Source organism: Streptomyces sp. NPDC044044, from assembly GCF_056434405.1.
The window spans coordinates 69,190-95,020 of record NZ_JBWKFG010000005.1; the positions used below are offsets into that span (position 1 = coordinate 69,190).

Below are 25,831 nucleotides of genomic sequence, written 5' to 3' on the forward strand. Positions count from 1 at the left end.
TTTCGTTACCCTTGGCGGCATGACGCCAAGCGACCCCATCGAAGCTGCCCTCGCCGCCGAACGCCGCTACCACGACACCTGCCGCACCGCTCTCACCGGCATGGTCGACGGCGCGGAGGAGCAGGTCGTCAGGGGAGCGGACGTCTCCGCGTCCGGTGCCGACGCCGAAGTCCTCGGCTACCAGTTCCGCAGCCACGCCAAAGCGATGCGCGAACTCCCCGAGGCGCCGCTCTTCTTCGGCCGTCTCGACTTCGCCGCCGACGGTCCCGAAGCCGCCCGAGCCGGTGATCACCGCGGGCAGAGCTACCACGTCGGCCGTCTCCGCATCACGGAACATCCCTCCGCCCCGCCCCTCGTCGTCGACTGGCGCGCCCCCGTGTCCCGCGCCTTCTACCAGGCCGGAGCCCGCGACCCCCAAGGCGTCGCCGTCCGCCGCCGCTTCGGCTGGGCGCCCGGCAGCAAGGGTGCTTCCGCCGACCTCACAGGGCTGGAGGACGAGCCGCTGGTCAGCGGCGCCCCGGCCGCGCCCACCCTCCAGGGCGGCCGCATCCTCGCCGGAGAGATCGAGCGCCCCCGCGTCGGCCCCATGCGCGACATCGCCGCCACCATCCAGCCCGAGCAGGACGACCTCGTCCGCGGTGAACTCACCGCGTCCGTCTGCGTGCAGGGCGCCCCCGGCACCGGCAAGACCGCCGTCGGCCTGCACCGCGCCGCGTATCTGCTCTACACCCACCCCCAGCGCGTGCAGCGCGCCGGACTCCTCATCCTCGGCCCCAACCGCACCTTCCTGCGCTACATCGCCGAGGTGCTCCCCTCGCTCGGCGAGACCGGCGTGCGCCAGTCCACCGTCGCGGACGAGATCGCCAGGGCCGCGGCCCCCGTCCGGGCCCAGGACGACGAGGCCGCGGCGCGCGTCAAGCACGACGCCCGGATGGCTGCCGTCCTGCGCCGCGCGCTCTACTCGCGCGTCGCGGCGCCCACCGACCCCATCGCGGTGCCGGACGGTTCGTACACCTGGCGGGTCGCGCTCGACGACCTGGAGCGGATCATCGCGGACGTGCGCGCCGAGGAACCTCCGTACGCCGTCGGGCGCGAGCGCGTGCGCACACGTGCCGTCAGGCACATCCGGGAGCAGGCCGAACGCCGGGCCGGCACCGTGAACAACGTCTGGCTGCAGAAGATCTCCCGCGCCCGCTCCGTCTCGGCCTTCGTCGACGCGGCCTGGCCCAAGGTCAAGCCGGAGGAGGTGCTCGCCGCCCTGCTGGCCGACCCGGAGGCACTCGCCGCGGCGGCGGACGGTGTTCTCGACGCGGCGGAGCAGCGGGCGATCCGCTGGGCCAAGCCCCCGCGTTCGTACAAGTCGGCGAAGTGGTCCGCCGCCGATCTCGTGCTGCTCGACGAGATCGCCGGGCTGCTCGAACGGCCCGAGGGCTACGGCCACATCGTCGTCGACGAGGCGCAGGACCTCTCCGCGATGGAGGCCCGGGTGATCGCCCGCCGCGCCGGGTTCGGCTCGCTCACCGTGCTCGGCGACCTCGCCCAGGGCACCACCCCGTGGGCCGCCCGCGACTGGCCCGAACTCCTCGCCCACCTCGGGAAGCCCGACGCCTCCGTCACCCCTCTCACCATCGGTTTCCGCGTGCCGAAGGCGGTCGTGGGGCTCGCCAACCGCGTCCTCGCCTCGCTCGACGTCGACGTACCGCCCGCTCGATCCCTGCGTACGGACGGTGAGTTGAGGATCCGGGAGGTGCGGGACGTGGGCGTCGCCGCCGTCGACGCGGTGCGGGCCGCGCTCTCCCGCGAGGGCTCGGTCGGCGTCATCGCCGCCGACGCCGACACTGCCCGCCTGCGCGAGGCCCTCGCCACGGCGGGCATCGACAGCGCGGGCCCGGACGACCTGGGCGCGCGGGTGACGGTGCTGCCCGCGTCCGTGGCGAAGGGCCTGGAGTACGACCATGTCGTGGCCGTCGAGCCCGCCGCCATCGCGGAGGCGGAGAGCCGCGGGCACCACCGCCTCTACGTGGTCCTGACCAGGGCGGTGTCCCGGCTCGACGTCCTGCACAGCAGGCCGCTGCCCTGGGAGGCATGAGCGAACATTCCTTTGCGGTTATATAGCTGTCAGGGTATGTTCGGTGTATGCCCATACCGTTCGACGTCCTTGCCGAGCCGAGCCGGCGGAAGATCCTCGATCTGCTCCTCGAGCGTCCCCATCTGGTCGGTGAGATCACCGAGCGGCTCGGTCTGAGCCAGCCCGGCACGTCCAAGCATCTGCGGGTCCTGCGCGACGCGGGGCTCGTGCGGGTGCGGCAGGACGCGCAGCGCCGGTGGTACGAGCTGCGGCCCGAGCCCCTCGCCGAGCTCGACGCGTGGCTCGCGCACTACCGGCACCTCTGGTCGGACCGGCTCGACGCCCTCGAACGACACCTCGACGTCATGGACGGTGAGTCCTGATGAACGATGAACATGGACGGTGACTCCTCATGAACCCGCACTCCGACACCCTCACCCCCGCAGGCGACGACGGCGGCCGGAACGTCCTGCGGATGGAGCGCCGCCTCGCGCACCCGCCCGCCAAGGTCTGGGCCGCGATCACGCAGCCCGCGCACCTCGCCCAGTGGTTCCCCTCCGAGGTGACCCTTGAGCTGCGGCCCGGCGGCGCGATGGGCTTCCACTTCCCCGGCGACGAGGGCCCCGGCATGACCGGCGAGGTCACCGACGCCGACGAGCCCCGCCTCTTCGCCTTCAGCTGGGGCGACGACCACCTGCGCTGGGAGATCGCCCCGGACGGCCCCGACGGCCGGGGCTCGCTCCTGACCCTCGTCCACACCTTCGGCGACCGCTTCGGCGCCCCGAGCTTCGCCGCGGGCTGGCAGCTGTGCATCTCGGCGCTCGGCCAGTTCCTGGACGGCGGGCAGGCCGAGGTGAGCCGGGACGCGGGCGAGCTGCACGAGGCGTATCTGGAGCAGTTCGACCTGGGGCACGGGGCGGTGACCGGCGAGGGCATCCGATTCGAGCGTCAGCTGGTGCGGTCGGCGGACGCGGTGTGGGCCGAACTCTGCTCGGGCGAGGAGCCGTTGGAGGGTGACACGGCACCCGACGGGTTCCTGGCGGACGGCGTGTCCGCGGGGCCTGTCACCGCGCTGCGGGCCCCGGTGTCGCTCACGTACGCCGTGCATCCCAAGGGCGAGGTGCGCTGGGAGCTCGGCGAGGGCACGGGCTACGGCACCCGGCTCGTCCTGACGCAGACCGGGCCCTTCGGCGGCGCGGCGGCCACGGACGAGGCGCTCGCCGCCTGGCACGCCCGCATCGAGCGGCTCGCGGGGCGGCTCCTGGAGGGCTGACCGGGCCATGCCGAGTGCCGGTACTAGTCGTCCAGGACCGCCTCCATCACCGCCTTCGCGATCGGCGCCCCCAGCTTCCCGCCCGCGATCTCCTCGCGCGGGATGTTCATGTCCTTCGGGTCGACGAACACCGCGACCGCGACCGGCGACGAGTCGTCCTCGTTCTTGGCGTAGGAGACGAACCAGGCGTACGGACGCTCGTCGTTGACGTCCGAGCCGTGCTGGGCGGTGCCGGTCTTGCCGCCGACCGTGACGCCGTCGATCTTCGCCTTGTTCGCCGTGCCCTCCTCGACGGTGTGCTCCATCATTTCCTGCACCTTGCCCGCGGTGTCCTCGGAGACCGCCTGTTCGAGGACCTCCGGGCTGCCCTTCTCGATCGTCGAGAGGTCGGGTCCGCGCAGCTCCTCGACCAGGTACGGCTTCATCAGCTTGCCGTCGTTGGCGAGTCCCGCTGCGACCATCGCCATCTGCAGCGGCGTGCTGGTCAGGCTGCCCTGGCCCATGCCGGTCAGTGCGGTCTGCGGCTTGTCGAGGCCGTCGGGGTAACTGCTCGCGGACGAGCGGACGGGGATGAACTGCTGCTTGTTGAAGCCGAACTTCTCCGCCGTCTCGCGCATGTCGTCCTCGCCGACCTTGAGCGCGGTGTCGAGGAAGACGTTGTTGCAGGACCACTGCATGCCGACCTTCAGCGAGGCCTTGTCGCAGGGGGCGCCGGCCACGTCGTTGCCGATCGTCGTCGAGCTGAGCGGCAGTTTGTAGGGGGCCTTGGCGCCGGTGGGCTCGTCGATGTCGTCGATCACGCCGTGCTCCAGGGCGGCCGCCGCGGTGAGGATCTTGAAGGTGGATCCGGGCGGGTAGATCTCGCGGAGCGCGCGGTTGGAGAGCGGCTTGTCCTTGTTCTTGCTGAGCCGCGTGAACTCCTTGCCCTCCTTCTGCGAGATCCCGGCGAAGACGGAGGGGTCGTACGAGGGGGTGCTCGCCATCGCGAGGACCTTCCCGGAGCGCGGGTCGAGCGCGACGACCGCGCCCCGGGCGTTCAGGTCCACGAGACCCTTGTAGGCGGCCTGTTGGGCCTTGGGGTCGATGGTGGTGATGACGTCGCCGCCCTGGCGCTTCTCGCCGGTCAGCATGTCCAGGGTGTTGCGGATGAAGAGGCGGTCGTCGTCGCCGCTGAGCACGTCGTTCTCGACGCCCTCCAGGAAGGTCGCTCCCTGGGCCTGCGAGAAATAGCCGGTGACCGGCGCGTACATGGGGCCGTTCTTGAAGACCCGCTGGTACTTGAAGTCGGTGCCGCTGACTTCCTTCGAGCCGGTGATCGGCTTGCCGCCGACGATGATGTCGCCACGGGGGTGCGAGAACGCCTCGATCTGCACGCGCCGGTTCTTGTCGTGCTTGGCCAGCGACTCGCCCTCGGCGAACTGCACCCAGGTCGCGCGCAGGAGCAAGGCGAGCGTGAGCACCCCGCAGAAGACGGCTATGTGGCGCAGCGGCCTGTTCATACGGTCCCCCCAAGACCCGTGACACCAGGACAGGATGAGGCTTCATCATGCACACGGATGTACGGGTCTTACCCGGGTTGTTGCCGAATGGTCACACGCGAGTGCCGTCGTCCTGCCGTTGTCCGCGAAGCACCTCGATCACGCTCGCGTAGCTGTCGGAGCCGTGCCCGGTGGCGCTCGCCCGCTCCATGGTGGCCTTCAGGAGCTCCGGCAGCGCGTTGTCGATGCCGCGGTCGGCCGCCGCGTGGATGAGGTGGCCGATCGTCGCGATCTGTACGTCGACGGTGGCGTCGTCGCCCGGATAGCGCCCCGCGTCCACCTGAGGGGCGTACGTGGCGAGGAATCCGGCGACGGCGTGCGTCATCCAGCGGATGGCGACGGGCGTGAAGTCGGCGGCCTTGGTCGCGTCCGCGCCGACGAGGGCCGTTCCGTGCAGCCAGCCGGTGAACGTCGACCACATCAGGCCGAGCAGGGCCACGTCGTAGAGGGAGGCCCGGCCCGGCTCCTGGCCCAGATAGAGCGGGTCGCCGAGCACGGCGAGCGCCGCGCGGTGCTCTTCGAAGACCTCGGCCGAGCCGCTGTAGAGGAACATCATCTCCGGGTTCCCGACGCCCGGCGGCGTGGTCATGATCGCTCCGTCGAGATAGCCGAGCCCGAGCGGCTCCGCCCACGCCGCCGCCTCGTCGGCCTGCTCCGGTGAGCCGGAGGTGACGTTGACCAGGGCCTTGCCGGCGAGGGATCCGGTGACGGATCCGGCGACGGGGTCCAGGACGGTGTGCAGGGCGTCGTGGTCGAGGACGCAGGCGAGGATCAACGGGCTTGCCGCGACGGCCTCTTCGGGGGTCGAGGCGAGGCGTGCGCCCCGGTCGACAAGGGGCTTGGCCTTGGCCGCGGAACGGTTCCAGACGGTGGTGGGGTGGCCGTTCTCCAGGAGGGTGGCGGCGAGGGCGGAGCCCATGTTGCCGAGGCCGATGACGGTGACGGGGGTCTTCCCCGCGGTGACGGTGTTCTCTGTGCTCATGCGTTCTGTGCTCATGCGGACCACGCTCGCAGCGGGCCGCTCCGCCGGACAGTGACAGGGATGACGGCGCCCACCAAATTCCTGCCACGTCACGGCGTGCCCGGCGTGCCCCGTGTGCCCCGAAGGCGGCCTAGTCTCGCCGTATGAGCGCTGGTTCCGTCGCACTGGTCGTGACCGAGGAGATAGCGATCCCGTCGTGGGATCTGTACGAACTGAGCATCCCCTGCACGGTGTTCGGGAAGCCGCAGCCGGATCTGTCGGACCACTGGTACGACTTCCGGCTCTGCAGCGCGTACGAGGGGGAGGGCTCGGGAGCGGGCTCGGGCGAGGGCGCGGGTTCGGGAGCATCCGACTTCGGCCTCTCGGTGCGCACGCCGTACGGCCTGGACGGCATCGTCGGGGCGGACACGGTCATCGTCACGTCCGTGCCGGACGCCTGCGTGGAGGAGGGCCGCCCGCTGCCGGACGGCCTGGCCTCGACGCTGCGGCGCGCTTACGACGCGGGCTCCCGCATGGTCTCCCTGTGCACCGGCGCCTTCGCGCTTGCCGAGGCGGGGCTGCTCGACGGCCGCAGGGCCACCGCGCACTGGATGCACACCGCCCAGCTCGCCGCCCGCTACCCGAAGGTGGAGGTCGACGACTCCGTGCTCTACGTGGACGACGGCGACGTCCTGACCAGCGCGGGCGTCAGCGCGGGCCTCGACCTGTGCCTGCATCTGGTCCGCCGCGACCTGGGCGCGCACGTCGCCAACCAGCTGGCCCGCCGCATGGTCGTACCCGCTCACCGCCCCGGCGGCCAGGCCCAGTTCATCGACCTCTCCGTCCCGCCGACGGACGACGAGGGCCTTGGCCCCGTACTCGACTGGGCGCGCGCCCGCCTCGACCGCCCCCTGACGGTCGAGGACCTGGCGCGCCGCGCGGCGATGAGCCCGCGCACGCTCTACCGCCGCCTCCAGGCCGCCACCGGCACGACCCCGCTCCAGTGGCTGCTCAACCAGCGCCTGGCCCGCGCGCAGGGCCTCCTCGAATCGACGGCCGCCCCGATCGACAAGATCGCCGAACTGAGCGGCCTCGGCACGGCGAACAACCTCCGGCACCACTTCCTCAAGCAGGTGGGGGTGTCACCGGGGGACTACCGGCGGGCGTTCGGTGCGGGGGTCGGTGCCGGGGATGTCGGTGCCGGTGGTGTCGGTCCTCGGGTGTAGGACCAGCGCCCCATGCGCGGTGCGAGGACGCTCACTAGGGTCGGTGATCATGCAGAACTCGAAGCTCGCTCGACGCGAAGGCCCGGAGCGCAGGCGCGAGACGCTGGAGCGCCTCGACCGGGAACGGGACATCTGGTTGTCGACGTCTCACCCGCAGCACGGCCCGCACCAGGTGCCCCTGTGGTTCTGGTGGGACGGCAGGGCGCTGTGGATGTGCACCGGCGCGAACTCCGCGACGGCCCGCAACGCGCGCCAGGAGCCACGCGTACGCCTCGCGCTGCCGGACACCGCCGACGTGGTGCTCGTACAGGGCGAGGCGGAGTGCTTCCCGGCCCGTGACGTCCCGCGGGACGCCGCGGACGGGTTCGCGGGCAAGTTCGGCTGGGACCCGCGCAAGGAGGAGGGCCCTTTCCTGTACCTGCGCGTGACGCCGAGAACGGTGCGCGCCTGGCGCGGCGAGCACGAGCTGACCGGCAGGGTCCTCATGCGTGACGGGGAATGGGTGGCGTAGCCCGGCCGAAGCCTGTGAGAGCCCCTACTTGCTACTTCTACTTCTACTTCTTGCTCGGCTGGTTGATCCGCAGCATGTTCCCCGCGGGGTCGCGGAAGGCGCAGTCGCGGACGCCGTACGGCTGGTCCATCGGCTCCTGAAGCACCTCGCCGCCCGCGGCACGGACCTGCTCGAACGTGGCGTCGACGTCGTCGGTCCGGAAGATGACGCCGCGCAGCAGGCCCTTGGCCATCAGCTCGGCCACGGCCTGCCGGTCGGCGTCGGTGGCGTTCGGGTCCGCGAGCGGCGGCTCGATCACGATCTCGACGTCCGGCTGCGACGGCGAGCCGAGCGTCACCCAGCGCATCCCCTCGAAGCCGACGTCATTGCGTACTTCGAGGCCCAGCGCGTCACGGTAGAAGGCGAGCGCCTTGTCGTGGTCGTCGACGGCGATGAAACACTGTGCGAGGTTGATTTCCATGCGTTTCACGCTACGGAGTGGCCGGGGGTTTCGCTTCTCCGTTCCTGATCGGGCGGGTGCGGATCTTGGCGATGCAGGCCGGGATGGCGGCGCTGTCGCCGTGGTCGCGGGCCCGGTACGCGCTGGGGCTCTCGCCGACCAGCTCGGTGAACCGCGAGCTGAACGATCCCAGCGAGGTACACCCCACCGCCATGCAGACCTCCGTCACCGACAGGTCGCCGCGCCGCAGCAGAGCCTTGGCCCGCTCGATCCGGCGGGTCATGAGATAGCTGTACGGCGTCTCGTCGTAGGCGGCGCGGAAGCTGCGCGAGAAGTGCCCCGGCGACATGAGGGCAGCCCGTGCCAGGGCCGGGACGTCCAGGGGCTCCGCGTAGTCGCGGTCCATGCGGTCACGGGCCTGGCGCAGCCGGACGAGGTCGGAGAGAGACACAGACACACCGGCAACGTTACCGACCGCCGGTGAACGGGGACGCCGCTCGGGCTACTGCCACACCAGCGCGGCGACGCGGCGGAAGTTGCCGCCCAGAATCGCGGCGACGGCGTCGTGGGGGTACCCGCGGGAGACAAGCGCGTCCTCGACGGTCAACAGCCCTTCCGGGAACTCCTCGGGCGCATTGGTGATGGAGGACGCGGTGAGCTCGACCTTGTCACTGGTGCTCCTCGGCGTCACTGGTGCTCCTCGGCGAGGAAGGCCCGGACATCGGCCGCCAAGGAAGTCATCTGCTCGCCGGCCTCCAGCCAGGTGGTCACCGAGGCGCCCCAGCCGCCGGCGGCCTGCGGCCACGGCCGCAAGGCCCAGGTCACCCCGACGTGGCCGCCGGACCGGAAGACCGCCGACACCGTCAGGTCTTGGTCGTTGGTCTGCCAGCTCCGTTCGCCGTCCCATCCCCGGTAGTCGGCGGCAAGCTCTTCGAGGAACGCGGTGAGATCGCTGCCCCAGATCCCGGCGACGACCTCGTCGACGCGAGCGGTCAGACCGGGGGCCCGCAGCTCAACGGCATAGTGCACGGAGTCTGCGTGGAAGCTGAACCGGTCGCGGAATGTCACCGCGACGGACGCGCTGTCCTGGCAGCGAATGGTCACGCCGGCCTCAGCGTCGGTGCCGACGTCTTGTGTGGTCATGGGCGGAACGCTAGGTCGGCAGCCCGTTCGACGTCACTTGGATTAGCTGCAGGTGGGGTGGGGAACGGACTCGTCGATCGCACGGCCGCGCTCCACAGTCCAGTGGCGTAGCGCACTTTTGCAAGCAGGTGCTTGCAATAGTTAGCAAGGGGCGTGCAGTATCGAGGCATGGCATCACTCAACGTCGGCAATCTCGGTGAGTATCTGCGTGAGCAGCGGCGCAGCGCGCAGCTCTCGCTCAGGCAGCTCGCCGACGCCGCCGGGGTGTCCAATCCGTATCTGAGCCAGATCGAACGCGGCCTGCGCAAGCCGAGTGCCGAAGTGCTGCAACAGGTGGCCAAGGCGCTGCGGATCTCCGCCGAGACGCTGTATGTCAGGGCCGGGATCCTCGACGAGAAGGAGCGGGACGAGCTGGAGACGCGCGCCGTCATCCTCGCCGACCCCTCCATCAACGAGCGGCAGAAGCAGGTCCTGTTGCAGATCTACGAGTCGTTCAGAAAAGAGAACGGCTTCGAGGTCTCTGGGTACGCGGATGACGCGTCGTACGCCGACGAGGCTTCGTACGCGGACGACGTGGACGCCACCGCTGACGGCCCCCGCACGGCCGACGGCAGTGATGCCAGCCCCAAGGACCATCCCTCAAGCTGAACGCGAATCCGGGAGGACCATCGCCATGGCCATCAAGGACGACCTGCGCAACACCCTCACCGACACCACCCCCGCCTACTTCGTCGTCGGCACCGCCGACCTGGCGTTCCAGCAGGCGAAGAAGGTGCCGGGCGCCATCGAGCAGCTGATCGCCGAGGCGCCCGCCCGTATCGACGCCGTGCGCAACACCGACACCAAGGCCGTCCAGGACAAGGCCGTCGCCCGCGCCAAGGAGGCGCAGGAGACCCTTCAGGCCAGGGTCACCGAGCTGCTCGGCACGCTCGACACGGACCTGAAGAAGCTGGGCGAGAGCGCTCAGGGCCTCGCCCTCAGCTCGGTCGGCGTCGCCGCCGAGTACGCCGTGAAGGCGCGCGAGAAGTACGAAGAGGTCGCCGAGCACGGCGAGCAGGCCGTGAAGACCTGGCGCGGCGAGGCCGCCGAGGAGATCACCGAGCTTGCCGTGGCCGTCGAGCCGGACGCCGACGAGAAGCCGGCGTCCGCCGGTGCGGGGACGTCCGCGTCCTCCGAGCCGAAGGCCGCCGCACCGGCGAAGAAGCCCGCCGCCAAGAAGGCCCCGGCCGCCCGCAAGCCTGCGGCGAAGAAGACCACGCCGCCCGCCAAGTAACCCGTGGGGAGGGGCCGGGCACTCCAGAAGTGCCCGGCCCGTTCTCCGGGTAGCGGGTACGGTGTCCGCGTACTCAAGAGCCGAGACTGGTGGTGGACGTTGTGCTGATGCAGGGGTTCGCGAACTTCATGTGGCTGCTGTCGTTGGCGCTGATCGTCTTCAGCGGCTTCGCGCTCGTCGACGCGGCCATCCGGCGTGAGGACGCCTATCGCGCCGCGGACAAGAAGACCAAGCCGTTCTGGCTGATCATCCTCGGGCTCGCCTTCATCGTGAACCTGATCTTCAACATCCTGTCGTTCCTGCCGATCATCGGGCTCATCGCGACCATCGTCTACATGGTCGACGTGCGGCCCGCGCTGCGGCAGATCACCGGCGGGGGCGGCGGACGCCGCGGCGGTTCCAGCAGCGACGGTCCGTACGGGCCGTACAACGGCGGTCGCTGACCCCTGGCTCCCCGGCTCCGGATCCCGGCCCCGGCTCCTGGCTCCCGGCCCGGCTCCCGGGGCCCCGGCCGCCCGCCCCTCGGCTAGCGGTCCCGGTCCCGGTCGAGCAGCAGCACGGCCACGTCATCGGTCAGGTCGCCGCCGTTCAGCTCGCGCACCTCGTTCACCGCGGCCTCAAGCAGCTCGTCGCCCCGCAGGCCCGCGGCGATCTGGCGGCGCACCATCTCGACCATGCCCTCCTGCCCCAGGCGCTGGTTGCCCTCGCCGATGCGGCCCTCGATCAGGCCGTCCGTGTAGAGCATCAGGCTCCACTTGCCGCCGAGTTCCACCTGGCGGCGCGGCCAGCGCGCGTTCGGCAGGAGTCCGAGCGCGGGGCCGTTGTTCTCGTACGGAAGCAGCTCGGCGAGGCGGCCGTCGCGGGCGATCAGCGGGGACGGGTGTCCCGCCAGGCAGAGTCCGGCCCTGCGGCCGTCCGGGGCGATGTCGACCGTGCAGAGCGTCGCGAAGATCTCGTCGTCGGCGCGCTCGTGCTCCAGGACCTTCTGCAGCGTGCCGAGCAGCTCGTCGCCGCACAGGCCCGCGAAGGTCAGCGTCCGCCAGGCGATGCGCAGCTCGACGCCGAGCGCGGCCTCGTCGGGCCCGTGGCCGCAGACATCGCCGATCATGACGTGCACGGAGCCGTCGGGGGTGCGCACCGTGTCGTAGAAGTCGCCGCCGAGCAGCGCCCGCGAACGTCCCGGGCGGTAGCGCGCGGCGAACCGCAGCGGTGAACCGTCGAGCAGCGGCGTCGGCAGCAGACCGCGCTCCAGACGGGCGTTCTCCTGGGCCCGAAGCCGCGACTCCGTCAGCTGGCGCTGGGCGGCGTCGGCGCGCTTGCGCTCCACGGCGTACCGGATGGCGCGGCTCAGCAGCCGCCCGTCCAGCTCGTCACGGAAGAGATAGTCCTGGGCGCCGACCCGCACGGCCTCCGCGCCGCCCTCGGTGTCGCCGCTCGCGGTGAGCGCGAGGACGGCGTGCCGGGGTGCCAGGCGCAGGACGTGCTTGAGCGTGGCCAGCTCGTCCTCGTCGCCCTCCGGGGAGGTGGGGCCCGCCAGGGCCAGGTCGAGCAGGATGCAGTGCACGTCGTCGGTGAGCAGCCGCTCGGCCTCGGTGAGGTTGCGGGCGGTGCGGACCCTGATGGGCTTGCCTGCGGAGTCCAGCATCTGGGGAACGGTGAGGGAGCCCACCGGGTCGTCCTCGATCACCAGGAGGCTGAGGCCGGTGCTGCTCGCCTGCTGGCCGATGTCCACGGACGGGGACGGGGACGAGGGCGGGAACGTGGGCATGGGACCCACGGCTGCGGGTCCGGCTGTGGGCGCCGGCGCAGGGGCCGGCGTCGGCAGAGTGTCAGCCTGACCGCTTTCCACGGCCGGGATCGCTCTCTGCCGCGGTATGGGTACGGGCATCGCTTGGGTTTCCTTCCCTCCCCCCGAGGGCACGGTGGGTCGACGGTCGAACGCTCCACCGACGGGGACCATAGCGTTAGCCGCGCCCCGATTGGAATGGCGCGCAGAAAACAGCCACCGTCATATGCCGCATCAAGGACCGCAATTGGGCACGACAGGTCCTGACCGGGATGACGAACATCACGCCTGAAGGGTTGAGAGGCGCCCGAAGGACGAGAACGGGGTGCGGTGGGTCACATGACGTACGGCACAGACCGGCCGTTCACCTGACACACCGCCCCCGATGCGGCCACTCGCCGGGCGCGACGCCCTAGGTTTTCGGGGCGTGGTGCCCACATTTCGGGCACGGCGCCTGTGGTTCGAGGGTGAGGACTACGTCTCGAGGGCGACGCTACGTCTCGAGGGCGACGACTACTTGTCGGGCCGCACGACGCCGAGAATCTTCATCGACCCCGCGCCCGCGACGGTGACATCGCGGCCGGGGCGCGGTGCGTGCACGATCGCGCCGTCACCCACGTACATCCCGACATGGCTGGCGTCCGCGTGATAAATGATCAGGTCGCCGGGGCGCATGTTCTTGATGTCGATGCGCGGGAGCTGCTTCCACTGCTCCTGTGACGTACGCGGAATTCCCTTGCCCGCGGCGGCCCAGGCCTTGGACGTGAGGCCGGAGCAGTCGTACGAGGACGGGCCCTCGGCGCCCCAGACGTACGGCTTGCCGAGCTGCGCGGTGGCGAACTCGACGGCCTTCTTGCCCGGCCCGGTCGCCTTGCCCTTGATGTCCTTCAGGACACCCGAACTCACCCACGCCGACTGCTTCTTGAGCTGGGCCTCCTCCTCGAGCTTCCGGAGCCGCTCCAGCTCCTTCTTCTCGAGCTTGGACTCCATCTCCTCGGCGTCCGCGATCTTCTTCTTGATCTTCTTCTTCGACTCGGCCTTCGCCTTGCGGTTGGCCTCCAGCTTCTTCCACTGGGCCGTGGCGTCCTTGGCGTAGATCCGCAGGTCTTCCTGCGTCCGCTCCATGTCGGTCAGCATGCCCTTGGTGGCCTTGTGGCCCTGCCGCATGCGCCCGGCGCTGTCCAGGAACTCCTGGGGGTCGTCGCTCAGCATCAACCGGGCCTCGGACGACACCCCGCCGCTGCGGTACTGCTCGCGGGCCGCCGCGCCCGCGCGCGACTTGAGCTTCTCCAGCTTCTGCTGGCCCTTGGTGATGGAGCGGGCGAGCTTCACGATCTGCTTGGACTGCTTCTCGCTCTTCTCCTCCGCCGCGTTGTACGCGTCCGTGGCGACGCCCGCGTCGTGGTAGAGCTTCTCGATCTCCTTGCGCAGGTCCTCAAGCGACTTGGTCTTGCCGGGCGTTGGCTTCGCCGGACTCGCGTGGGCCGCGCCCGGTGCGCCAAGGACCGCTGCCGCGCAGATCAGCGCCAGGCCAGCCACTGTCGAACTCCGCTTGCCGGTCACGTCCGCCTCCCCCAAAGCTGATTTACCGTCAGTAACTTCCGGTTGATCCCGGGATGGTGCCACGTCGGCGCGCAATTCGACAGAGCGCGCGGGCAACTCCCCACCCCAACCGCCCCATGTGACGAACGGCACGCGGAGATCGTTCCCTCCGCGGGGCGCCGCACGCGGAGTTCACCCGCCGTCGCCTCGTGAGTTCACCCGCAGGCACCCCGCGCGTTCACCCCTGAGGGGTCCGAGGGGGCTGAGGGGTCTGACCCGCCTGACCCGCCTGGCCCGCCTGACGCGGCGCCAATGCCTCCCACCGCACCGTCACTTCGCCCTGCCGCCACCGCGCGGGACGGTCCGCCACCGGCCAGTCCGCGGCCAGGTCCCGCACCGTCCTGATCCACCGCTGCCGGGCGCCGTACGAGGCGTAGGGCGCGGCGGCGGCCCAGGCGCGGTCGAAGTCGCGCAGGAACGCGTGCACCGGTTCGCCCGGCACGTTCCGGTGGATCAGCGCCTTGGGCAGGCGTTCGGCGAGGTCGGAAGGGCGGTCGAGCGATCCGAGCCGGGTCGCGAAGGTCACCGTGCGCGGCCCTTCGGGCCCGAGCGCGACCCAGACGTGCCGTCGCCCGATCTCGTCGCACGTCCCCTCGACGAGCAGACCGCCGGGCGCGAGCCGCCCGCACAGCCGCTCCCACACGGCGGCGACCTGCTCCTCGTCGTACTGCCTGAGCACGTTCGCGGCCCGGATCAGGGCGGGCCTGCCCGGCAGCGGGACCTCGAAGCCGCCGTGCCGGAAGGAGAGCCCTTCCCTTTCGTACGGCTTCGCGGCCGCGACCCGCGCCGGATCGATCTCGACGCCGACCACGCGCGCGTGCGGTGCGGCGGTCCTGAGCCGGACGAGCAGCTCGACGGCGGTCCAGGGTGCGGCTCCGTAGCCGAGGTCGACGGCGACGGGGTCGGGGGAGCGGCGCAGCTCGGCTCCGTGCGCGGCGGCGATCCAGCGGTCCATGCGGCGCAGACGGTTGGGGTTGGTGGTCCCGCGCGTCACCGTTCCCACGGGGCGGGAAGGGGTGCGGGAGGCCATGGGGGAAAGGGTATGCGCCGCGGACGCGTGGGTACTCGTCGATCTTCGCGCGGTCATCGGTTGAGCCGCATCCAGTAATCATTTGGCAAAGAGGAAATGGAGTCGCGCCTTCCGATGTTCTCGCTTCTGGAGGACCGTGCACGCCCTCCCTTAAGCCATGCCCGCGCGCGCACAAGGAGGACCGCCACGTGAGCCAGTACGTGACCAGGCTCGGTCGCCGCTCACCGGCGGCTCCCAGCAGGCTCCGGCTCCCCGGCACGCACCGGCGGCCACGCCGGGTGGCCATGCTCAGCGTGCACACGTCCCCGCTGCACCAGCCGGGGACGGGCGACGCCGGCGGCATGAACGTCTACATCGTGGAGCTGGCCAAGCGCCTCGCCGCGATCAACATCGAGGTCGAGATCTTCACGCGCTCGACGACGGGCGCGCTGCCGCCCGCCGTCGAACTGGCCCCGGGCGTCCTCGTACGTCATGTGGACGCGGGACCGTACGAAGGCCTGGCGAAGGAGGAGCTGCCCGCCCAGCTCTGCGCCTTCACGCACGGCGTGATGCAGGCGTGGGCGGGCCACCGCCCCGGCCACTACGACCTGGTCCACTCGCACTACTGGCTCAGCGGCCACGTCGGCTGGCTGGCCGCCGAGCGCTGGGGCGTGCCGCTGGTGCACGCCATGCACACGATGGCCAAGGTCAAGAACGCGGCGCTCGCGGTCGGCGACACCCCGGAGCCCGCGGCGCGCGTGATCGGCGAGACGCAGATCGTCCGCGCGGCCGACCGCCTGATCGCCAACACCTCCGAAGAGGCCGACGAGCTCGTACGGCACTACGAAGCGGAGGCGGGCAAGGTCGCCGTCGTCCACCCCGGCGTGAACCTCGACCGCTTCCGCCCCGCCGACGGCCGCGCGGCGGCCCGGCACCGTCTGGGCCTCCCGCAGGACGCCCTCGTCCCGCTCTTCGCGGGCCGCATCCAGCCCCTGAAGGCCCCGGACGTCCTGCTGCGCGCGGTCGCGGTCCTCCTGGACCAGCGCCCCGAGCTCCGCTCGAACATCGTCGTCCCCGTGGTGGGCGGTCCGAGCGGCAGCGGCCTCGCGAAGCCCGAGGGCCTGCAGAAGCTGGCCGCCAGGCTGGGCATCGCGGACGTGGTCCGCTTCCAGCCGCCGGTGGGCCAGGAGCAGCTCGCGGACTGGTTCAGGGCGGCCTCGGTCCTGGTGATGCCCTCGTACAGCGAGTCCTTCGGCCTGGTGGCCATAGAGGCGCAGGCGGCGGGCACTCCCGTCCTCGCGGCGTCGGTGGGCGGTCTGCCGGTCGCCGTACGCGACGGGGAGACGGGCTTCCTGATCGACGGCCACGAACCGGCCCACTACGCGCGCGTGCTGCGCGACTTCGCCGAGAACCCCCACCTCGTGGACCGCATGGGCGGGGCCGCCGCGCGGCACGCGGAATCCTTCGGCTGGGACACGGCCGCGTCCGCCACGGCGGACGTGTACACGGCGGCCGTGCATGAGCACAGGCGTCGCGTACGCTCGCATCATGGCTGATGAGGCGCGCGCGGCGGAGATCATCGAGGGGACGCTGACGGAGGCGGACCTGGAGTGGGAGAACCCGGAGCCGGGCTCGTACGTGGTGACGCTGCCCGGCACGCGCAAGCTGTCGACGACGCTCTCCCTGAAGGTCGGCAAGCACGCCCTGACGCTGATGGCGTTCGTGATCCGGCACCCCGACGAGAACGATGCCGCGGTCCACCGCTGGCTCCTGGAGCGGAACCTCCGGCTGTACGGCGTGAGTTACGCGATCGACTCCCTCGGCGACATCTACCTCACCGCCAAGCTCCCGCTCTCGGCGGTCACCCCGGACGAGCTCGACCGGCTCCTGGGCTCGGTCCTGGAGAACGCGGACGGCTCCTTCAACACGCTTCTGGAGCTGGGTTTCGCTTCGGCGATCCGCAAGGAGTACGCGTGGCGGGTGTCGCGCGGCGAGTCCACGCGCAACCTGGACGCGTTCACTCACCTGACTCGGCCGCAGGGCTGACGGTCCGGACCCGAGCCGCTCCGAACAAGCTCCGGTAGGACATCTTCCAACACGCCAGGCCTCGTGGCATGCTCGCGCCCATCGCAGACATGAATGGCGTTCACATCCATGGAAGGTGGCGGCGGGCATGGGCACGGGCAGGGGAATGGAGCACCCCAGTAGACGGGGCGTACTCGGCGGTGCGATAGCCGTGGCGGCGGTCGCCGTGACCGGCGGGACGGCACACGCGGGGACGGCACACGCGGGGACGGCATTCGCGGGGGCGGCTGGACCCCAGGCTGAAACCCCCACCCTCTGGCGGGAGTTCAAGGCAACCCCGTACACGCACCCCCAGATCCCCTACGTAGCCCGAGCAGGCGCCCGCTCCGGCGCCCGCCGCCTGCCCCGGCCCAAGGTGGCCGCGAACGTAAGGGACTACGGAGCGCGGCCGGACGGCACGACCGACGCGGCCCCCGCGATCAACCGGGCCCTGGCCGAAGCGGGGGCGAGGGGCGGCGGCACGGTCGTCGTCCCGCCCGGCAGGTACCGCATCGACGACGTCATCCGCATCGCCCACGACAACGTGGTGCTCCGCGGGGCGGGCAGCGGCCGCACCACGCTCCACGCGACGAAGAACCTCACGGAACTGATCGGCCCGTACGGCTCCCGCTACGGCGGGGACAAGTCGAGCTGGTCCTGGGCGGGAGGCCTCATCTGGCTCTGCCCGCAGTCCCGTTGGGAGACGCTGACGGCGGCGATCAAGGCGAAGGCCTGGCCCTTCGAGGGCTGGACGGGCAACAAGAGGGACGAGTGGCGGACCCTCACCACGACTGCCCCCGCGAGACGGGGCGACCGCACCCTGAGGGTCACGGACACCTCCCGCCTCCACCAGGGCGACCTGGTGCTGCTGCGCCTGGCGGACGACGCGGACCACACGCTTCTGGAGCACATGGCGGGCGGGGGCGAGGGCCCGGAGGCGTACGTATGGGACGACAAGACGAAGCTCACGTCGTACGTCCCGTACGAGTGGCCGGTGCGCATCACGTCGCTGAGGAAGAACACGGTCACCCTGGAACGCCCGCTCCCTCTCGACGTACGCGAGGAGTGGGACCCGCGCCTGACGACACACGCAAAGGCACTGACGGGCGCGGGAGTCGAGGCACTGACCCTGGAAGCGGTGGAGACCCCACAGTCCCCCCACCTCCTGGACAAGGGCTACAACGGGGTCACGTTCCAGTGCGCGTACGACTGCTGGGCGGACGACGTCGTGGTCCGGCACGTGGACAACGGCTTCGGCCTGGTGGCGGCCTCGGCCTGCACCCTGCGGCGCACGCGGGTGACGGGCAGGGGCGCGCACCACCCGTACTTCTGCCGGGAGGGCTCGCACGACAACCTCGTCGAGGACTTCAGGATCGACGAGCGCACGACCCCGGCCCCGTCGGGCACCCAACTCCACGGCATCAACGTAGAGGGCCTGTCCTCCTACAACGTCTGGTCCCGGGGCGAGATGGAGATGGGCACGTTCGACAGCCACCGGGGCATGCCCTTCGCGAACGTCCGCACGGACATCACGGTGAACAACAACGGCCGCCACGGCGGAGACGCGTCCGCGGGCCCTCTCTTCGGCGCCCGCTTCACGCACTGGAACATCCGCGTCACCAACGAGCGGGCGGGCCTGATGAAGATCGACGGCCTGGCGCCGTACAGCGCCACGGTCGGTATCAACGAGGTCAGGGAGTTCGACCAGACCGACGTACCGGACTTCTCCGGAGACCTGCACTCCCGCATCGAGCTCTACGGGACGACGGGTGTGGTGCGGCCGCGGAATCTGTACGAGGCGCAGAGGGAGCTGTAGCAGGAGCAGGAGAAGGAGCAGGAGAAGGAGCTGCAGCCCTGGCAAGTCCGCCGATTGAGCCCCGGACGGGTGCTTTGCCGCCAAACCCGTCCAACTAGGTGTCTGCAGCAGGCAGTTCGAGCTACACAGGGGAGCTGGGACGTTCTTGCCTGACGGGGGGACCTTAAGAGGGGGCTCGCCAAGTGGTGCTGACGATCGATCTCGCGGTTCTGCTGGCCGTCATCGTCTTCTTGCTGTGGCGCAGACGCGTGCAGGCCCGGAGCCGCCTCGACACGGGAATGACCATGGCCGTGGTCCTGGTCTTCGGGGTGCTGATCGCTCCGACGGCCTTCGGGCACTGGATCCTGGGCACCGTGGGCGAAGTCGCGCAGGGGATCTCCGACGCGGGTAGTCCATGAGCTCCGGTCCCGCCCAGTACGGTGCTTCTCTGCGGCGCAGCTGAACCCGCCCGCGGACGCCGACAGGACGCGGAGAAGAACACCGGATGAGCGCACGTTTCGAAGAGATCGACTGGCGGGCGACTCCCATGGGCGAGATCAGCCTTCGGCGCCGGCGGGACCCGGCATCGGGGGAGGACGTCTACGAGGTGAAGCTGGGCGACGAGTACCTGATGTCCAGCCTCTTCACCGCGGGAGAGATCGAGCTGACCCGGCTCGGCCTCGCGGTGCTGCCCGATGGCCCGCTCGACGTCGCCGTGGGCGGACTCGGCCTCGGGTACACGGCCAGGGCCGCGCTCGACGATCCGCGGGTGCGCTCGCTGATCGTGGTCGACGCCCTGGCCGAGGTGATCGACTGGCACCGGCGCGGGCTCGTGCCGCTGGGCGCTGGTCTGGCGTCGGACCCCCGCTGCCGACTCGTCCGCGGGGACTTCTTCGCGATGGCCGCGGGGGGCGCGGCTGCGGGCGGCCCGGTCCCCGCGGCCGACGGCTCCGGCGAGGTCCCGCACGGCCTGGACCCGGAGACCCCCGGCCGCCGCTTCCACGCGATCCTGCTGGACGTCGACCACTCACCACGCCACGTGCTGCACCCGGGCCACGCGGCGCTGTACCGCCCGGCGGGTCTGACGGCCCTGGCCGAACTGCTCCACCCCGGGGGAGTGTTCGCCCTGTGGTCGAACGACCCGCCGGACGAGGAGTTCGGCGCGGTGCTCGCAGAGGTCTTCACGGAGACGGCCGCGCACGTGGTCGACTTCGACAACCCGCTCCAGGGCGGGACGGCGACGAACACGGTCTACGTCGCCCGCAGGCGCGACAGCTGAGGCCACCCCCTCACCCGACCGCCGCCACGCCCTGCAAAAAGCCCCCTGCCCGCGGAGAATCCGCGGGCAGGGGGCTCAGCGCACCCAGCACATGAGTGGGTTACTTCTTCTTGCCCTGGTTCTTGACCGCCTCGATGGCCGCCTTCGCCGCGTCCGGGTCGAGGTACGTGCCCCCGGCCTTCACGGGCTTGAAGTCCGCGTCCAGCTCGTAGGCCAGCGGGATGCCCGTCGGGATGTTCAGGCCCGCGATGTCCTCGTCCGAGACGCCGTCCAGGTGCTTGACCAGGGCGCGCAGCGAGTTGCCGTGGGCCGCGACCAGGACCGTCTTGCCCGCCAGGAGGTCCGGGACGATGCCGTCGAACCAGTACGGGAGCATGCGCACGACGACGTCCTTGAGGCACTCCGTCTGGGGGCGCAGCTCGGGCGGGAGCATCGCGTAGCGGGGGTCGGAGAACTGCGAGTACTCCGCGTCGCGGTCGAGCGCCGGCGGCGGGGTGTCGTACGAGCGGCGCCAGAGCATGAACTGCTCCTCGCCGAACTCGGCGAGCGTCTGCGCCTTGTCCTTGCCCTGCAGGGCGCCGTAGTGGCGCTCGTTCAGGCGCCAGCTGCGGTGGACCGGGATCCAGAGGCGGTCGGCGGACTCCAGCGAGAGCTGCGCGGTGCGGATCGCGCGCTTCTGGAGGGACGTGTGGACCACGTCGGGGAGCAGGCCGGCGTCCTTGAGCAGCTCGCCGCCGCGCGTCGCCTCCTTCTCGCCCTTCGCGGTGAGGTTGACGTCCACCCAGCCGGTGAACAGGTTCTTCTCGTTCCACTCGCTCTCGCCGTGGCGGAGGAGGATCAGCTTGTACGGTGCGTCGGCCATGCCCCTGAGCGTAATCGAACCGCCGGGTGCCCCGCGCGTCCGCCCGGACCCCGGACACAGTGGCCGCGGGCAGGGCGACAGTTGACGGTTTCTGCTAATCCACTGGCTCTTCCGGGGCTCGGGATCGTAATGTTCATTCATCGCTAGAGACACTTACATATCGCTGGTGACGCTTACACATCTGCCTGATCCTGTGGGGGACCCCGATGCCACTCGCCGCTCTGAGACGTGCCGCCAAGGAGTCCGTCTCCGGCCTTCCCCGCGAGTTCTGGTGGCTGTGGACCAGCACCCTCGTCAACCGCCTCGGCGCCTTCGTCGCCACCTTCATGGCGCTCTATCTGACCCTGGACCGCGGCTACTCCGCGACGTACGCCGGTCTCGTCGCCGCCCTGCACGGCCTCGGCGGCGTCATCTCCTCGCTCGGCGCCGGTGTCATGACGGACCGGCTCGGGCGGCGGCCCACCCTCCTCATCGCCCAGTCCTCCACCGCGCTCTCCGTCGCCCTGCTCGGCTTCATGAAGGACCCCCTGGCCATCGCGGCCGTCGCCTTCCTCGTCGGCATGGCGAGCAACGCGTCCCGGCCCGCGGTCCAGGCGATGATGGCCGACATCGTCCGCCCCGAGGACCGGGTGCGGGCCTTCTCGCTCAACTACTGGGCCATCAACCTCGGCTTCGCCGTCTCGTCCGCCGGAGCCGGATTCATCGCCGAGTTCAGCTACCTCGCCGGGTTCCTCATCGAAGCCGTGATGACCATGGTCTGCGCCATCGTCGTCTTCGCGAAGCTGCCGGAGTCGCGGCCCGTGCGCACCGCCCTGGAGAAGGCGTCGGACCCTGACGTGGGCCTGGGGACCGTCCTGCGCGACGGGCGATTCATGGGTGTGGTCGGGCTCTCCTTCCTCCTCGCCCTGATCTTTCAGCAGGGCGCCGTGGGACTGCCCGTCGCCATGGGAGAGGCGGGGTTCACGCCCGCCGACTACGGCATGGCCATCGCCGTCAACGGCGTACTGATCGTCGCCCTCCAGATCCCGGTCACGCGCTTCATCGAGCACCGCGACCCGCAGCGCCTGTTGGTCATCTCCGCGCTGCTCGCCGGCTACGGCTTCGGGCTCACCGCCTTCGCCGGGTCCATCGGCGTCTTCGCCCTCACCGTGTGCGTCTGGACCCTGGCCGAGATCATCAACGCCCCCACGCAGACCGGCCTCGTCGTCCAGCTCTCGCCGACCCACGGCCGGGGTCGCTACCAGGGCATGTACACCCTGTCCTGGGCCGTCGCCGCGCTCGTCGCCCCGCTGATGTCCGGCTTCGTCATCGACCGCTTCGGGGCCCAGTGGCTCTGGGGCATCTGCGCGGTCATCGGGACGGTCGCCGCCGTCGGCTACTGGTCGCTGATGAGGGCGCTTCCCGCGGAGGGCGGGACGGCGGGCGAGCCGGTGGGCGTGGTGCCCACGCCCACCGTCCCCGCACCCGACGGCGTCGCCGACCGCGTACCTGGCGTCACCGGGTGAAGGCTGTCACCGGGTGAACACCGGCGTCACCGGGTGAAGTTGAGGTACTTCCAGGACCCGTGCGTCGTCGAGTTCACGTTGTCGCCCGACGTCCCGTTGATGTACGAAGCGCGCATCCGGGCGCGGATGCCCGACTCGCCGGGAGCCTCGACGCGGACGGCGGACGTGCCGTCGGTGCCGAGCCTGAAGTACTCGGACGCGCCCGCCGAGCGCCACCGGCCGTCCACACGCACCTGCATCTCGAAGCGGTGCTTGCGGCCCTTGTAGTACGACATCGTCGTCTTCAGGACCGGGTCGGAGTTCTTGTGGAAGTAGTGGTACGTCGTCGAGCCGATCTTCCCCGTCTTGTAGTGCCCGGCGACCGACGCGGAGACCTTGACCTTGGCGTACGCCGTGGACGTGGCCTTCTTGGACGCGTAACGGGCGTCACCGGCGAAGACCGCGGTGACCTTCGTGTCGCGCTTCATGTCGACGGTCGCCGACAGGTCGCCGCGGGCGTTCACGACGCCCTTCTTGATCAGCTTGTTGGGCTTGTCGGAGCCGTAGGGGTCGGCCCAGATCTCGACCGTGCGGTTCTTGTGCGTGGTGCCGAGGTGCGCGGTGAAGGAGACGTCGGCGCCGTAGGAGTAGACGTCGCCGTTCTTGTTCAGCGTCAGCTTGGTCGCGCTCCGCGAGACCTCCACCGCGTCCGACCCGGAGGCCGCTGCGTGCGTGGCGTCACCCGCGTACGCGACCTTGTACGTCACCTTGCCGCCCGCGGGCGGGGTGTCGTCGAAGGAGAAGGAGCCGTCAGCCTTGGCCTTCACCGCGGGCAGCTTCTTGCCGTCCGGGGTCTCGATGTCCGAGCGCGTGACGGTCAGTTCGGTCCCGGCGGGCAGCGGCGCCGCCGCGTCGGTGATCTTGCCGGTGACGGTGAGGGACTTGGCGCGCGTCCCCTTCTCGGGGGCCGCGACCGTGAGCTCCGGCAGCGACTTGTCCGGCTCGGTCAGGACCCGCAGCGAGAAGACCCCGGCGCTGTTCTCGGAGACCGCGAAGAGCCGGCTGCCGTCCGGCGCCCAGGCGAGGCCGCCCTCGGTCAGGGTGTCGCCGCCGCTGCTGCTGCCGGTGTTCGGGAACTCGTACTCCCGGACCTTGGACCACTTGCCCTGCTGGTAGATGTGCACGTCGGGCCCGTACCAGGAGAAGGTGCCCGCCGCCACGGTGCCGTCCGGGGCGATGTCCACGGCGGAGCCGTAGCTCCCCGAGTTGTAGCGGCCCAGGGGAGAGAGGTCCTCCGTGGAGTACACCGGGTGGTAGTACGGGGAGCCGCTCGCCGTGACGATCTGGGTGCCGTCCGGGGAGACCGCGATGTCGTCGAAGAAGCCGCCCTCCACCGACTTGGTGACGCGCAGCTCCGGCTTCGGGCCCGAGACGTCGTACACCGTCAGGGAGTCGCTGCTCGTCTCCTTCTCACCGGCGACCAGTACCCCCGAGTCGGGGTCGGAGCCGAGTTCGGGAGCGGCGTAGAAGCTCGCGTCGCCGTCCTGGCCGAGCGCGACGACCGGCTCGCCGCCGGACAGGTCGAGCGAGCCGATGTTGCCTTCGGCATCGGGCCCGTAGCCGAACCACAGCTTGCCGCTCGCCATCGCCAGGGTGCGCGGCTTCTCGGCACCGTCGAGCTTGTGGCTCGCGCTCAGGGCGTACGTGGACGTGTCCACGGCGACGATGCGGTTGAGCCCGGCCACCGCCGCGTACACCTGCCCGGAGTCGGGCGAGAGGGCCAGGCCGTCGACGTCCGGCAGCCCGTCCAAGGTCGCCTTGACCGCGCCCGCGTAGTCCGTGACGACGATCTTGCCCTCGACCGGGTCGGAGACGTAGACGCGCTGGTGGGCGCCGTCCACGAGGATGTCGGCCGCGGACTTCACGCCCAGGAGATGCGCCGAGTCGGCTGCCGCGGGTCCTGCCGTCACGGCGACCAGGGCAGCGGAACTGAAGAGGACCGCGAGCGCTGTCGCGGTCGAAATGGTGCGTGTGCGTGTGCGAGTGCTTGTGCGCACGGTATGTGACCCCCCACATATGAAGAACCCAGGTCAGCCGACCTGGGCCTCGACCCCCTGTTACAGCGCCATCACAGTAAGGCATAGCTGTGAAGGTTGTGGAGAGAGTTTCGCGAGTGAGTTGTGGGGTCCCGGGTCGGTGCCGGGTCGGCGCCGGGCCGGTGCTGCGGGCCCGCCGAACGCGCGCGTGCGCCGTTGGTGCGCCCCTCCCCAGTGGGCATGGAACGGGCATCAGGCAGTACGCCGAGTACGCCTTCGAGGAGGAGACCCATGGCTGAGTCCCCGATGACCGAACCCGTCCCCGAGCAGCCGGCCGATACTCCAGGTCTGCCCGCCCTCGTGCTCCTCGGCGCCTGCGGCTGCGGCGCGGGCTGCGGTTGCGGCTGCCAGTCGGGCGGACCGTGCCAGTGCGGCGGCTGCTGCGGCTGAGGCATCGCGTACGACGGGATGTGCCCCGCACCGATGGCGCGGGGCACATCCCGTCGTGGCGAGCTTGCCGGGCGACGCGGGGCTCAGGCGCCCTCCACCGGCGTCCCCGTCGTCTGGATCTCGTCCGCGTGCTCGCCGGTGACCAGGTAGACGACCCTCTTCGCCACCGAGACCGCGTGGTCCGCGAAGCGCTCGTAGTAGCGGCCCAGGAGCGTCACGTCCACGGCCGTCTCGATGCCGTGCTTCCAGCGGTCGTCCATCAGGTGCTGGAAGAGCGTCCGGTGCAGCAGGTCCATCTCGTCGTCGTCCTGCTCCAGCTGGAGCGCCAGGTCGACGTCCTTCGTGATGATGACCTCCGCCGCCTTGGCCATGAGGCGCTGCGCCAGCTGCCCCATCTCCAGGATCGTCGCGTGCAGATCCTGCGGAACGGCCGACGTCGGGAAGCGCAGGCGGGTCAGCTTCGCGACGTGCTGGGCGAGGTCGCCCGAGCGCTCCAGGTCGGCGCTCATCCGCAGCGAGGTGACGACGATGCGCAGGTCGGTGGCGACCGGCTGCTGCCGCGCGAGCAGGGCTATCGCGCGCGCCTCCAGGTCGTGCTGCAGATCGTCGACCTTCTGGTCAGCGGCGATCACGCTCTCGGCCATCTTCAGATCGGCGTCGAGCATGGCCGTGGTGGCGCGCCCGATCGCGGACCCGACAAGGCGGGCCATCTCGACCAGGCCTTCGCCGATCGAGTCAAGTTCCTCGTGGTACGCGTCCCGCATGTGGATGTCCCTCTCTAGTACGTCCCGGGGGGTGACCCCCACGCTCCCACGGTGCGGGTCGGACGCGTCCGTTTCCGACATCCCGAATGAACCACCCCTGTCACCGAGGTGAACTGTGGGCGACGCGTGGCACGCTCCCGGGAGCCGCGCCGACGAGGACCGGAGTAACCCGTTCAGCGGAAGTGAACCACCACCGTCCCCTCGGTGAACTCTGGGCGACGAGTGTTCGAGTGCGCACCCGTATGGCTGTGGTCCGTGCGTAAAGGGC

General features: G+C 70.6%; 27 protein-coding genes. 15 read left to right on the forward strand and 12 right to left on the reverse strand.

Annotated elements, in window-relative coordinates; all coding sequences use genetic code 11:
* The first annotated feature begins 19 nt into the window (after positions 1 to 19).
* The 3 genes from AC07AG_RS19905 to AC07AG_RS19915 are packed head-to-tail and all read left to right on the forward strand — an operon-like array spanning position 20 to position 3,341.
* Entirely contained in the window at positions 20 to 2,089 is a 2,070-nt protein-coding gene (locus AC07AG_RS19905; protein ID WP_478756388.1) for a HelD family protein, read from the forward strand.
* A 47-nt stretch (positions 2,090 to 2,136) separates the two neighbouring features.
* Positions 2,137 to 2,451, forward strand: coding sequence for an ArsR/SmtB family transcription factor (locus AC07AG_RS19910; RefSeq protein WP_361048894.1), 315 nt, complete (start codon positions 2,137 to 2,139; stop codon positions 2,449 to 2,451).
* Between the two features lie 29 nt (positions 2,452 to 2,480).
* Positions 2,481 to 3,341, forward strand: a complete 861-nt coding sequence (locus AC07AG_RS19915) for an SRPBCC family protein (RefSeq protein WP_478756389.1) — start codon at positions 2,481 to 2,483, stop codon at positions 3,339 to 3,341.
* Between the two features lie 23 nt (positions 3,342 to 3,364).
* Here AC07AG_RS19915 and AC07AG_RS19920 read toward each other — a convergent pair whose 3' ends face one another.
* Positions 3,365 to 4,840, reverse strand: coding sequence for a peptidoglycan D,D-transpeptidase FtsI family protein (locus AC07AG_RS19920; RefSeq protein WP_478756390.1), 1,476 nt, complete (start codon positions 4,838 to 4,840; stop codon positions 3,365 to 3,367).
* Positions 4,841 to 4,931: 91 nt separating this feature from the next.
* Positions 4,932 to 5,861, reverse strand: a complete 930-nt coding sequence (locus AC07AG_RS19925) for an NAD(P)-dependent oxidoreductase (protein WP_478756391.1) — start codon at positions 5,859 to 5,861, stop codon at positions 4,932 to 4,934.
* A gap of 164 nt (positions 5,862 to 6,025) precedes the next feature.
* Here AC07AG_RS19925 and AC07AG_RS19930 point away from each other — a divergent pair, with 164 nt between their 5' ends.
* Both AC07AG_RS19930 and AC07AG_RS19935 read left to right on the forward strand, forming a co-directional pair.
* Positions 6,026 to 7,066 (forward strand): GlxA family transcriptional regulator, encoded by a 1,041-nt coding sequence (locus AC07AG_RS19930; RefSeq protein WP_478757029.1) that lies wholly within the window; start codon positions 6,026 to 6,028, stop codon positions 7,064 to 7,066.
* Between the two features lie 49 nt (positions 7,067 to 7,115).
* Entirely contained in the window at positions 7,116 to 7,577 is a 462-nt protein-coding gene (locus AC07AG_RS19935; protein ID WP_478756392.1) for a pyridoxamine 5'-phosphate oxidase family protein, read from the forward strand.
* 43 nt (positions 7,578 to 7,620) lie between these two features.
* Here AC07AG_RS19935 and AC07AG_RS19940 read toward each other — a convergent pair whose 3' ends face one another.
* Genes AC07AG_RS19940 through AC07AG_RS19955 form a run of 4 tightly spaced genes read right to left on the reverse strand, consistent with a single transcriptional unit; the run spans position 7,621 to position 9,159 of the window.
* Complete coding sequence (locus AC07AG_RS19940) at positions 7,621 to 8,037, reverse strand: VOC family protein (RefSeq protein ID WP_249589144.1); 417 nt, start codon at positions 8,035 to 8,037, stop codon at positions 7,621 to 7,623.
* A gap of 10 nt (positions 8,038 to 8,047) precedes the next feature.
* A complete protein-coding gene (locus AC07AG_RS19945) occupies positions 8,048 to 8,467 on the reverse strand; it encodes a helix-turn-helix transcriptional regulator (RefSeq protein WP_478757030.1) in 420 nt (139 codons plus the stop codon).
* A 51-nt stretch (positions 8,468 to 8,518) separates the two neighbouring features.
* Positions 8,519 to 8,707 (reverse strand): hypothetical protein, encoded by a 189-nt coding sequence (locus tag AC07AG_RS19950; protein WP_478756393.1) that lies wholly within the window; start codon positions 8,705 to 8,707, stop codon positions 8,519 to 8,521.
* On the reverse strand, positions 8,704 to 9,159 hold the full coding sequence (locus AC07AG_RS19955) for a DUF6228 family protein (protein WP_478756394.1): 456 nt from the start codon (positions 9,157 to 9,159) through the stop codon (positions 8,704 to 8,706). The genes AC07AG_RS19950 and AC07AG_RS19955 overlap by 4 nt, the downstream gene beginning before the upstream one ends.
* A gap of 168 nt (positions 9,160 to 9,327) precedes the next feature.
* Here AC07AG_RS19955 and AC07AG_RS19960 point away from each other — a divergent pair, with 168 nt between their 5' ends.
* The 3 genes from AC07AG_RS19960 (at position 9,328) to AC07AG_RS19970 (ending at position 10,875) form a co-directional block, all read left to right on the forward strand.
* Complete coding sequence (locus tag AC07AG_RS19960; protein ID WP_478756395.1) at positions 9,328 to 9,807, forward strand: helix-turn-helix domain-containing protein; 480 nt, start codon at positions 9,328 to 9,330, stop codon at positions 9,805 to 9,807.
* A 25-nt stretch (positions 9,808 to 9,832) separates the two neighbouring features.
* Positions 9,833 to 10,432, forward strand: coding sequence for a hypothetical protein (locus tag AC07AG_RS19965; RefSeq protein WP_478756396.1), 600 nt, complete (start codon positions 9,833 to 9,835; stop codon positions 10,430 to 10,432).
* An 89-nt stretch (positions 10,433 to 10,521) separates the two neighbouring features.
* Positions 10,522 to 10,875, forward strand: a complete 354-nt coding sequence (locus AC07AG_RS19970; RefSeq protein ID WP_351168457.1) for a DUF2516 family protein — start codon at positions 10,522 to 10,524, stop codon at positions 10,873 to 10,875.
* Between the two features lie 83 nt (positions 10,876 to 10,958).
* Here AC07AG_RS19970 and AC07AG_RS19975 read toward each other — a convergent pair whose 3' ends face one another.
* From AC07AG_RS19975 to AC07AG_RS19985, 3 genes are all read right to left on the reverse strand, one after another.
* Positions 10,959 to 12,320, reverse strand: coding sequence for a PP2C family protein-serine/threonine phosphatase (locus AC07AG_RS19975; RefSeq protein ID WP_478756397.1), 1,362 nt, complete (start codon positions 12,318 to 12,320; stop codon positions 10,959 to 10,961).
* A 411-nt stretch (positions 12,321 to 12,731) separates the two neighbouring features.
* Entirely contained in the window at positions 12,732 to 13,781 is a 1,050-nt protein-coding gene (locus tag AC07AG_RS19980) for a C40 family peptidase (RefSeq protein WP_478756398.1), read from the reverse strand.
* 217 nt (positions 13,782 to 13,998) lie between these two features.
* Positions 13,999 to 14,850 carry a class I SAM-dependent methyltransferase gene (locus AC07AG_RS19985; RefSeq protein WP_478756399.1) on the reverse strand — a complete coding sequence of 284 codons (852 nt, stop codon included), beginning with the start codon at positions 14,848 to 14,850 and terminating at the stop codon, positions 13,999 to 14,001.
* A 188-nt stretch (positions 14,851 to 15,038) separates the two neighbouring features.
* Between AC07AG_RS19985 and mshA the strand changes: the two genes are divergently transcribed.
* From mshA to AC07AG_RS20010, 5 genes are all read left to right on the forward strand, one after another.
* The gene (mshA, locus tag AC07AG_RS19990) at positions 15,039 to 16,385 is read left to right on the forward strand and encodes a D-inositol-3-phosphate glycosyltransferase (RefSeq protein ID WP_361048920.1); all 1,347 of its coding nucleotides are present in this window, start codon (positions 15,039 to 15,041) and stop codon (positions 16,383 to 16,385) included.
* Complete coding sequence (locus tag AC07AG_RS19995; RefSeq protein ID WP_478756400.1) at positions 16,378 to 16,875, forward strand: type III secretion system chaperone family protein; 498 nt, start codon at positions 16,378 to 16,380, stop codon at positions 16,873 to 16,875. Before mshA ends, AC07AG_RS19995 begins: the two co-directional genes overlap by 8 nt.
* A gap of 127 nt (positions 16,876 to 17,002) precedes the next feature.
* A complete protein-coding gene (locus AC07AG_RS20000; protein WP_478756401.1) occupies positions 17,003 to 18,709 on the forward strand; it encodes a glycoside hydrolase family 55 protein in 1,707 nt (568 codons plus the stop codon).
* A gap of 185 nt (positions 18,710 to 18,894) precedes the next feature.
* Complete coding sequence (locus AC07AG_RS20005) at positions 18,895 to 19,107, forward strand: hypothetical protein (RefSeq protein ID WP_249592944.1); 213 nt, start codon at positions 18,895 to 18,897, stop codon at positions 19,105 to 19,107.
* A gap of 86 nt (positions 19,108 to 19,193) precedes the next feature.
* Positions 19,194 to 19,967, forward strand: a complete 774-nt coding sequence (locus tag AC07AG_RS20010; RefSeq protein ID WP_478756402.1) for a polyamine aminopropyltransferase — start codon at positions 19,194 to 19,196, stop codon at positions 19,965 to 19,967.
* A gap of 100 nt (positions 19,968 to 20,067) precedes the next feature.
* Here the strand turns inward: AC07AG_RS20010 and AC07AG_RS20015 are convergent, their stop codons facing one another.
* A complete protein-coding gene (locus AC07AG_RS20015) occupies positions 20,068 to 20,829 on the reverse strand; it encodes a phosphoglyceromutase (RefSeq protein WP_478756403.1) in 762 nt (253 codons plus the stop codon).
* Between the two features lie 206 nt (positions 20,830 to 21,035).
* Here AC07AG_RS20015 and AC07AG_RS20020 point away from each other — a divergent pair, with 206 nt between their 5' ends.
* Positions 21,036 to 22,334: an MDR family MFS transporter gene (locus AC07AG_RS20020; RefSeq protein WP_478756404.1), complete on the forward strand. Its 1,299-nt coding sequence runs from the start codon at positions 21,036 to 21,038 to the stop codon at positions 22,332 to 22,334.
* 26 nt (positions 22,335 to 22,360) lie between these two features.
* On the opposite strand, the gene AC07AG_RS20025 is transcribed toward AC07AG_RS20020, so the two are convergent.
* The gene (locus AC07AG_RS20025; RefSeq protein WP_478756405.1) at positions 22,361 to 24,283 is read right to left on the reverse strand and encodes an Ig-like domain repeat protein; all 1,923 of its coding nucleotides are present in this window, start codon (positions 24,281 to 24,283) and stop codon (positions 22,361 to 22,363) included.
* Positions 24,284 to 24,640: 357 nt separating this feature from the next.
* On the opposite strand from AC07AG_RS20025, the gene AC07AG_RS20030 reads away from it, so the two are divergent.
* Positions 24,641 to 24,799, forward strand: coding sequence for a hypothetical protein (locus AC07AG_RS20030; protein WP_478756406.1), 159 nt, complete (start codon positions 24,641 to 24,643; stop codon positions 24,797 to 24,799).
* 83 nt (positions 24,800 to 24,882) lie between these two features.
* On the opposite strand, the gene phoU is transcribed toward AC07AG_RS20030, so the two are convergent.
* Positions 24,883 to 25,563 (reverse strand): phosphate signaling complex protein PhoU, encoded by a 681-nt coding sequence (gene phoU, locus AC07AG_RS20035; RefSeq protein ID WP_478757032.1) that lies wholly within the window; start codon positions 25,561 to 25,563, stop codon positions 24,883 to 24,885.
* Positions 25,564 to 25,831 lie beyond the last annotated feature (268 nt).

Bases quoted from the DNA above. Each gene is read 5' to 3' on its own strand.
- AC07AG_RS19905 (WP_478756388.1), top strand. From the start codon at position 20: ATGACGCCAAGCGACCCCATCGAAGCTGCCCTCGCCGCCGAACGCCGC.
- AC07AG_RS19910 (WP_361048894.1), top strand. From the start codon at position 2,137: ATGCCCATACCGTTCGACGTCCTTGCCGAGCCGAGCCGGCGGAAGATC.
- AC07AG_RS19915 (WP_478756389.1), top strand. From the start codon at position 2,481: ATGAACCCGCACTCCGACACCCTCACCCCCGCAGGCGACGACGGCGGC.
- AC07AG_RS19920 (WP_478756390.1), bottom strand. From the start codon at position 4,840: ATGAACAGGCCGCTGCGCCACATAGCCGTCTTCTGCGGGGTGCTCACG.
- AC07AG_RS19925 (WP_478756391.1), bottom strand. From the start codon at position 5,861: ATGAGCACAGAGAACACCGTCACCGCGGGGAAGACCCCCGTCACCGTC.
- AC07AG_RS19935 (WP_478756392.1), top strand. From the start codon at position 7,116: ATGCAGAACTCGAAGCTCGCTCGACGCGAAGGCCCGGAGCGCAGGCGC.
- AC07AG_RS19940 (WP_249589144.1), bottom strand. From the start codon at position 8,037: ATGGAAATCAACCTCGCACAGTGTTTCATCGCCGTCGACGACCACGAC.
- AC07AG_RS19955 (WP_478756394.1), bottom strand. From the start codon at position 9,159: ATGACCACACAAGACGTCGGCACCGACGCTGAGGCCGGCGTGACCATT.
- AC07AG_RS19960 (WP_478756395.1), top strand. From the start codon at position 9,328: ATGGCATCACTCAACGTCGGCAATCTCGGTGAGTATCTGCGTGAGCAG.
- AC07AG_RS19965 (WP_478756396.1), top strand. From the start codon at position 9,833: ATGGCCATCAAGGACGACCTGCGCAACACCCTCACCGACACCACCCCC.
- AC07AG_RS19975 (WP_478756397.1), bottom strand. From the start codon at position 12,320: ATGCCCGTACCCATACCGCGGCAGAGAGCGATCCCGGCCGTGGAAAGC.
- AC07AG_RS19985 (WP_478756399.1), bottom strand. From the start codon at position 14,850: ATGGCCTCCCGCACCCCTTCCCGCCCCGTGGGAACGGTGACGCGCGGG.
- AC07AG_RS19995 (WP_478756400.1), top strand. From the start codon at position 16,378: ATGGCTGATGAGGCGCGCGCGGCGGAGATCATCGAGGGGACGCTGACG.
- AC07AG_RS20000 (WP_478756401.1), top strand. From the start codon at position 17,003: ATGGGCACGGGCAGGGGAATGGAGCACCCCAGTAGACGGGGCGTACTC.
- AC07AG_RS20010 (WP_478756402.1), top strand. From the start codon at position 19,194: ATGAGCGCACGTTTCGAAGAGATCGACTGGCGGGCGACTCCCATGGGC.
- AC07AG_RS20015 (WP_478756403.1), bottom strand. From the start codon at position 20,829: ATGGCCGACGCACCGTACAAGCTGATCCTCCTCCGCCACGGCGAGAGC.
- AC07AG_RS20020 (WP_478756404.1), top strand. From the start codon at position 21,036: ATGCCACTCGCCGCTCTGAGACGTGCCGCCAAGGAGTCCGTCTCCGGC.
- AC07AG_RS20030 (WP_478756406.1), top strand. From the start codon at position 24,641: ATGGCTGAGTCCCCGATGACCGAACCCGTCCCCGAGCAGCCGGCCGAT.
- phoU (WP_478757032.1), bottom strand. From the start codon at position 25,563: ATGCGGGACGCGTACCACGAGGAACTTGACTCGATCGGCGAAGGCCTG.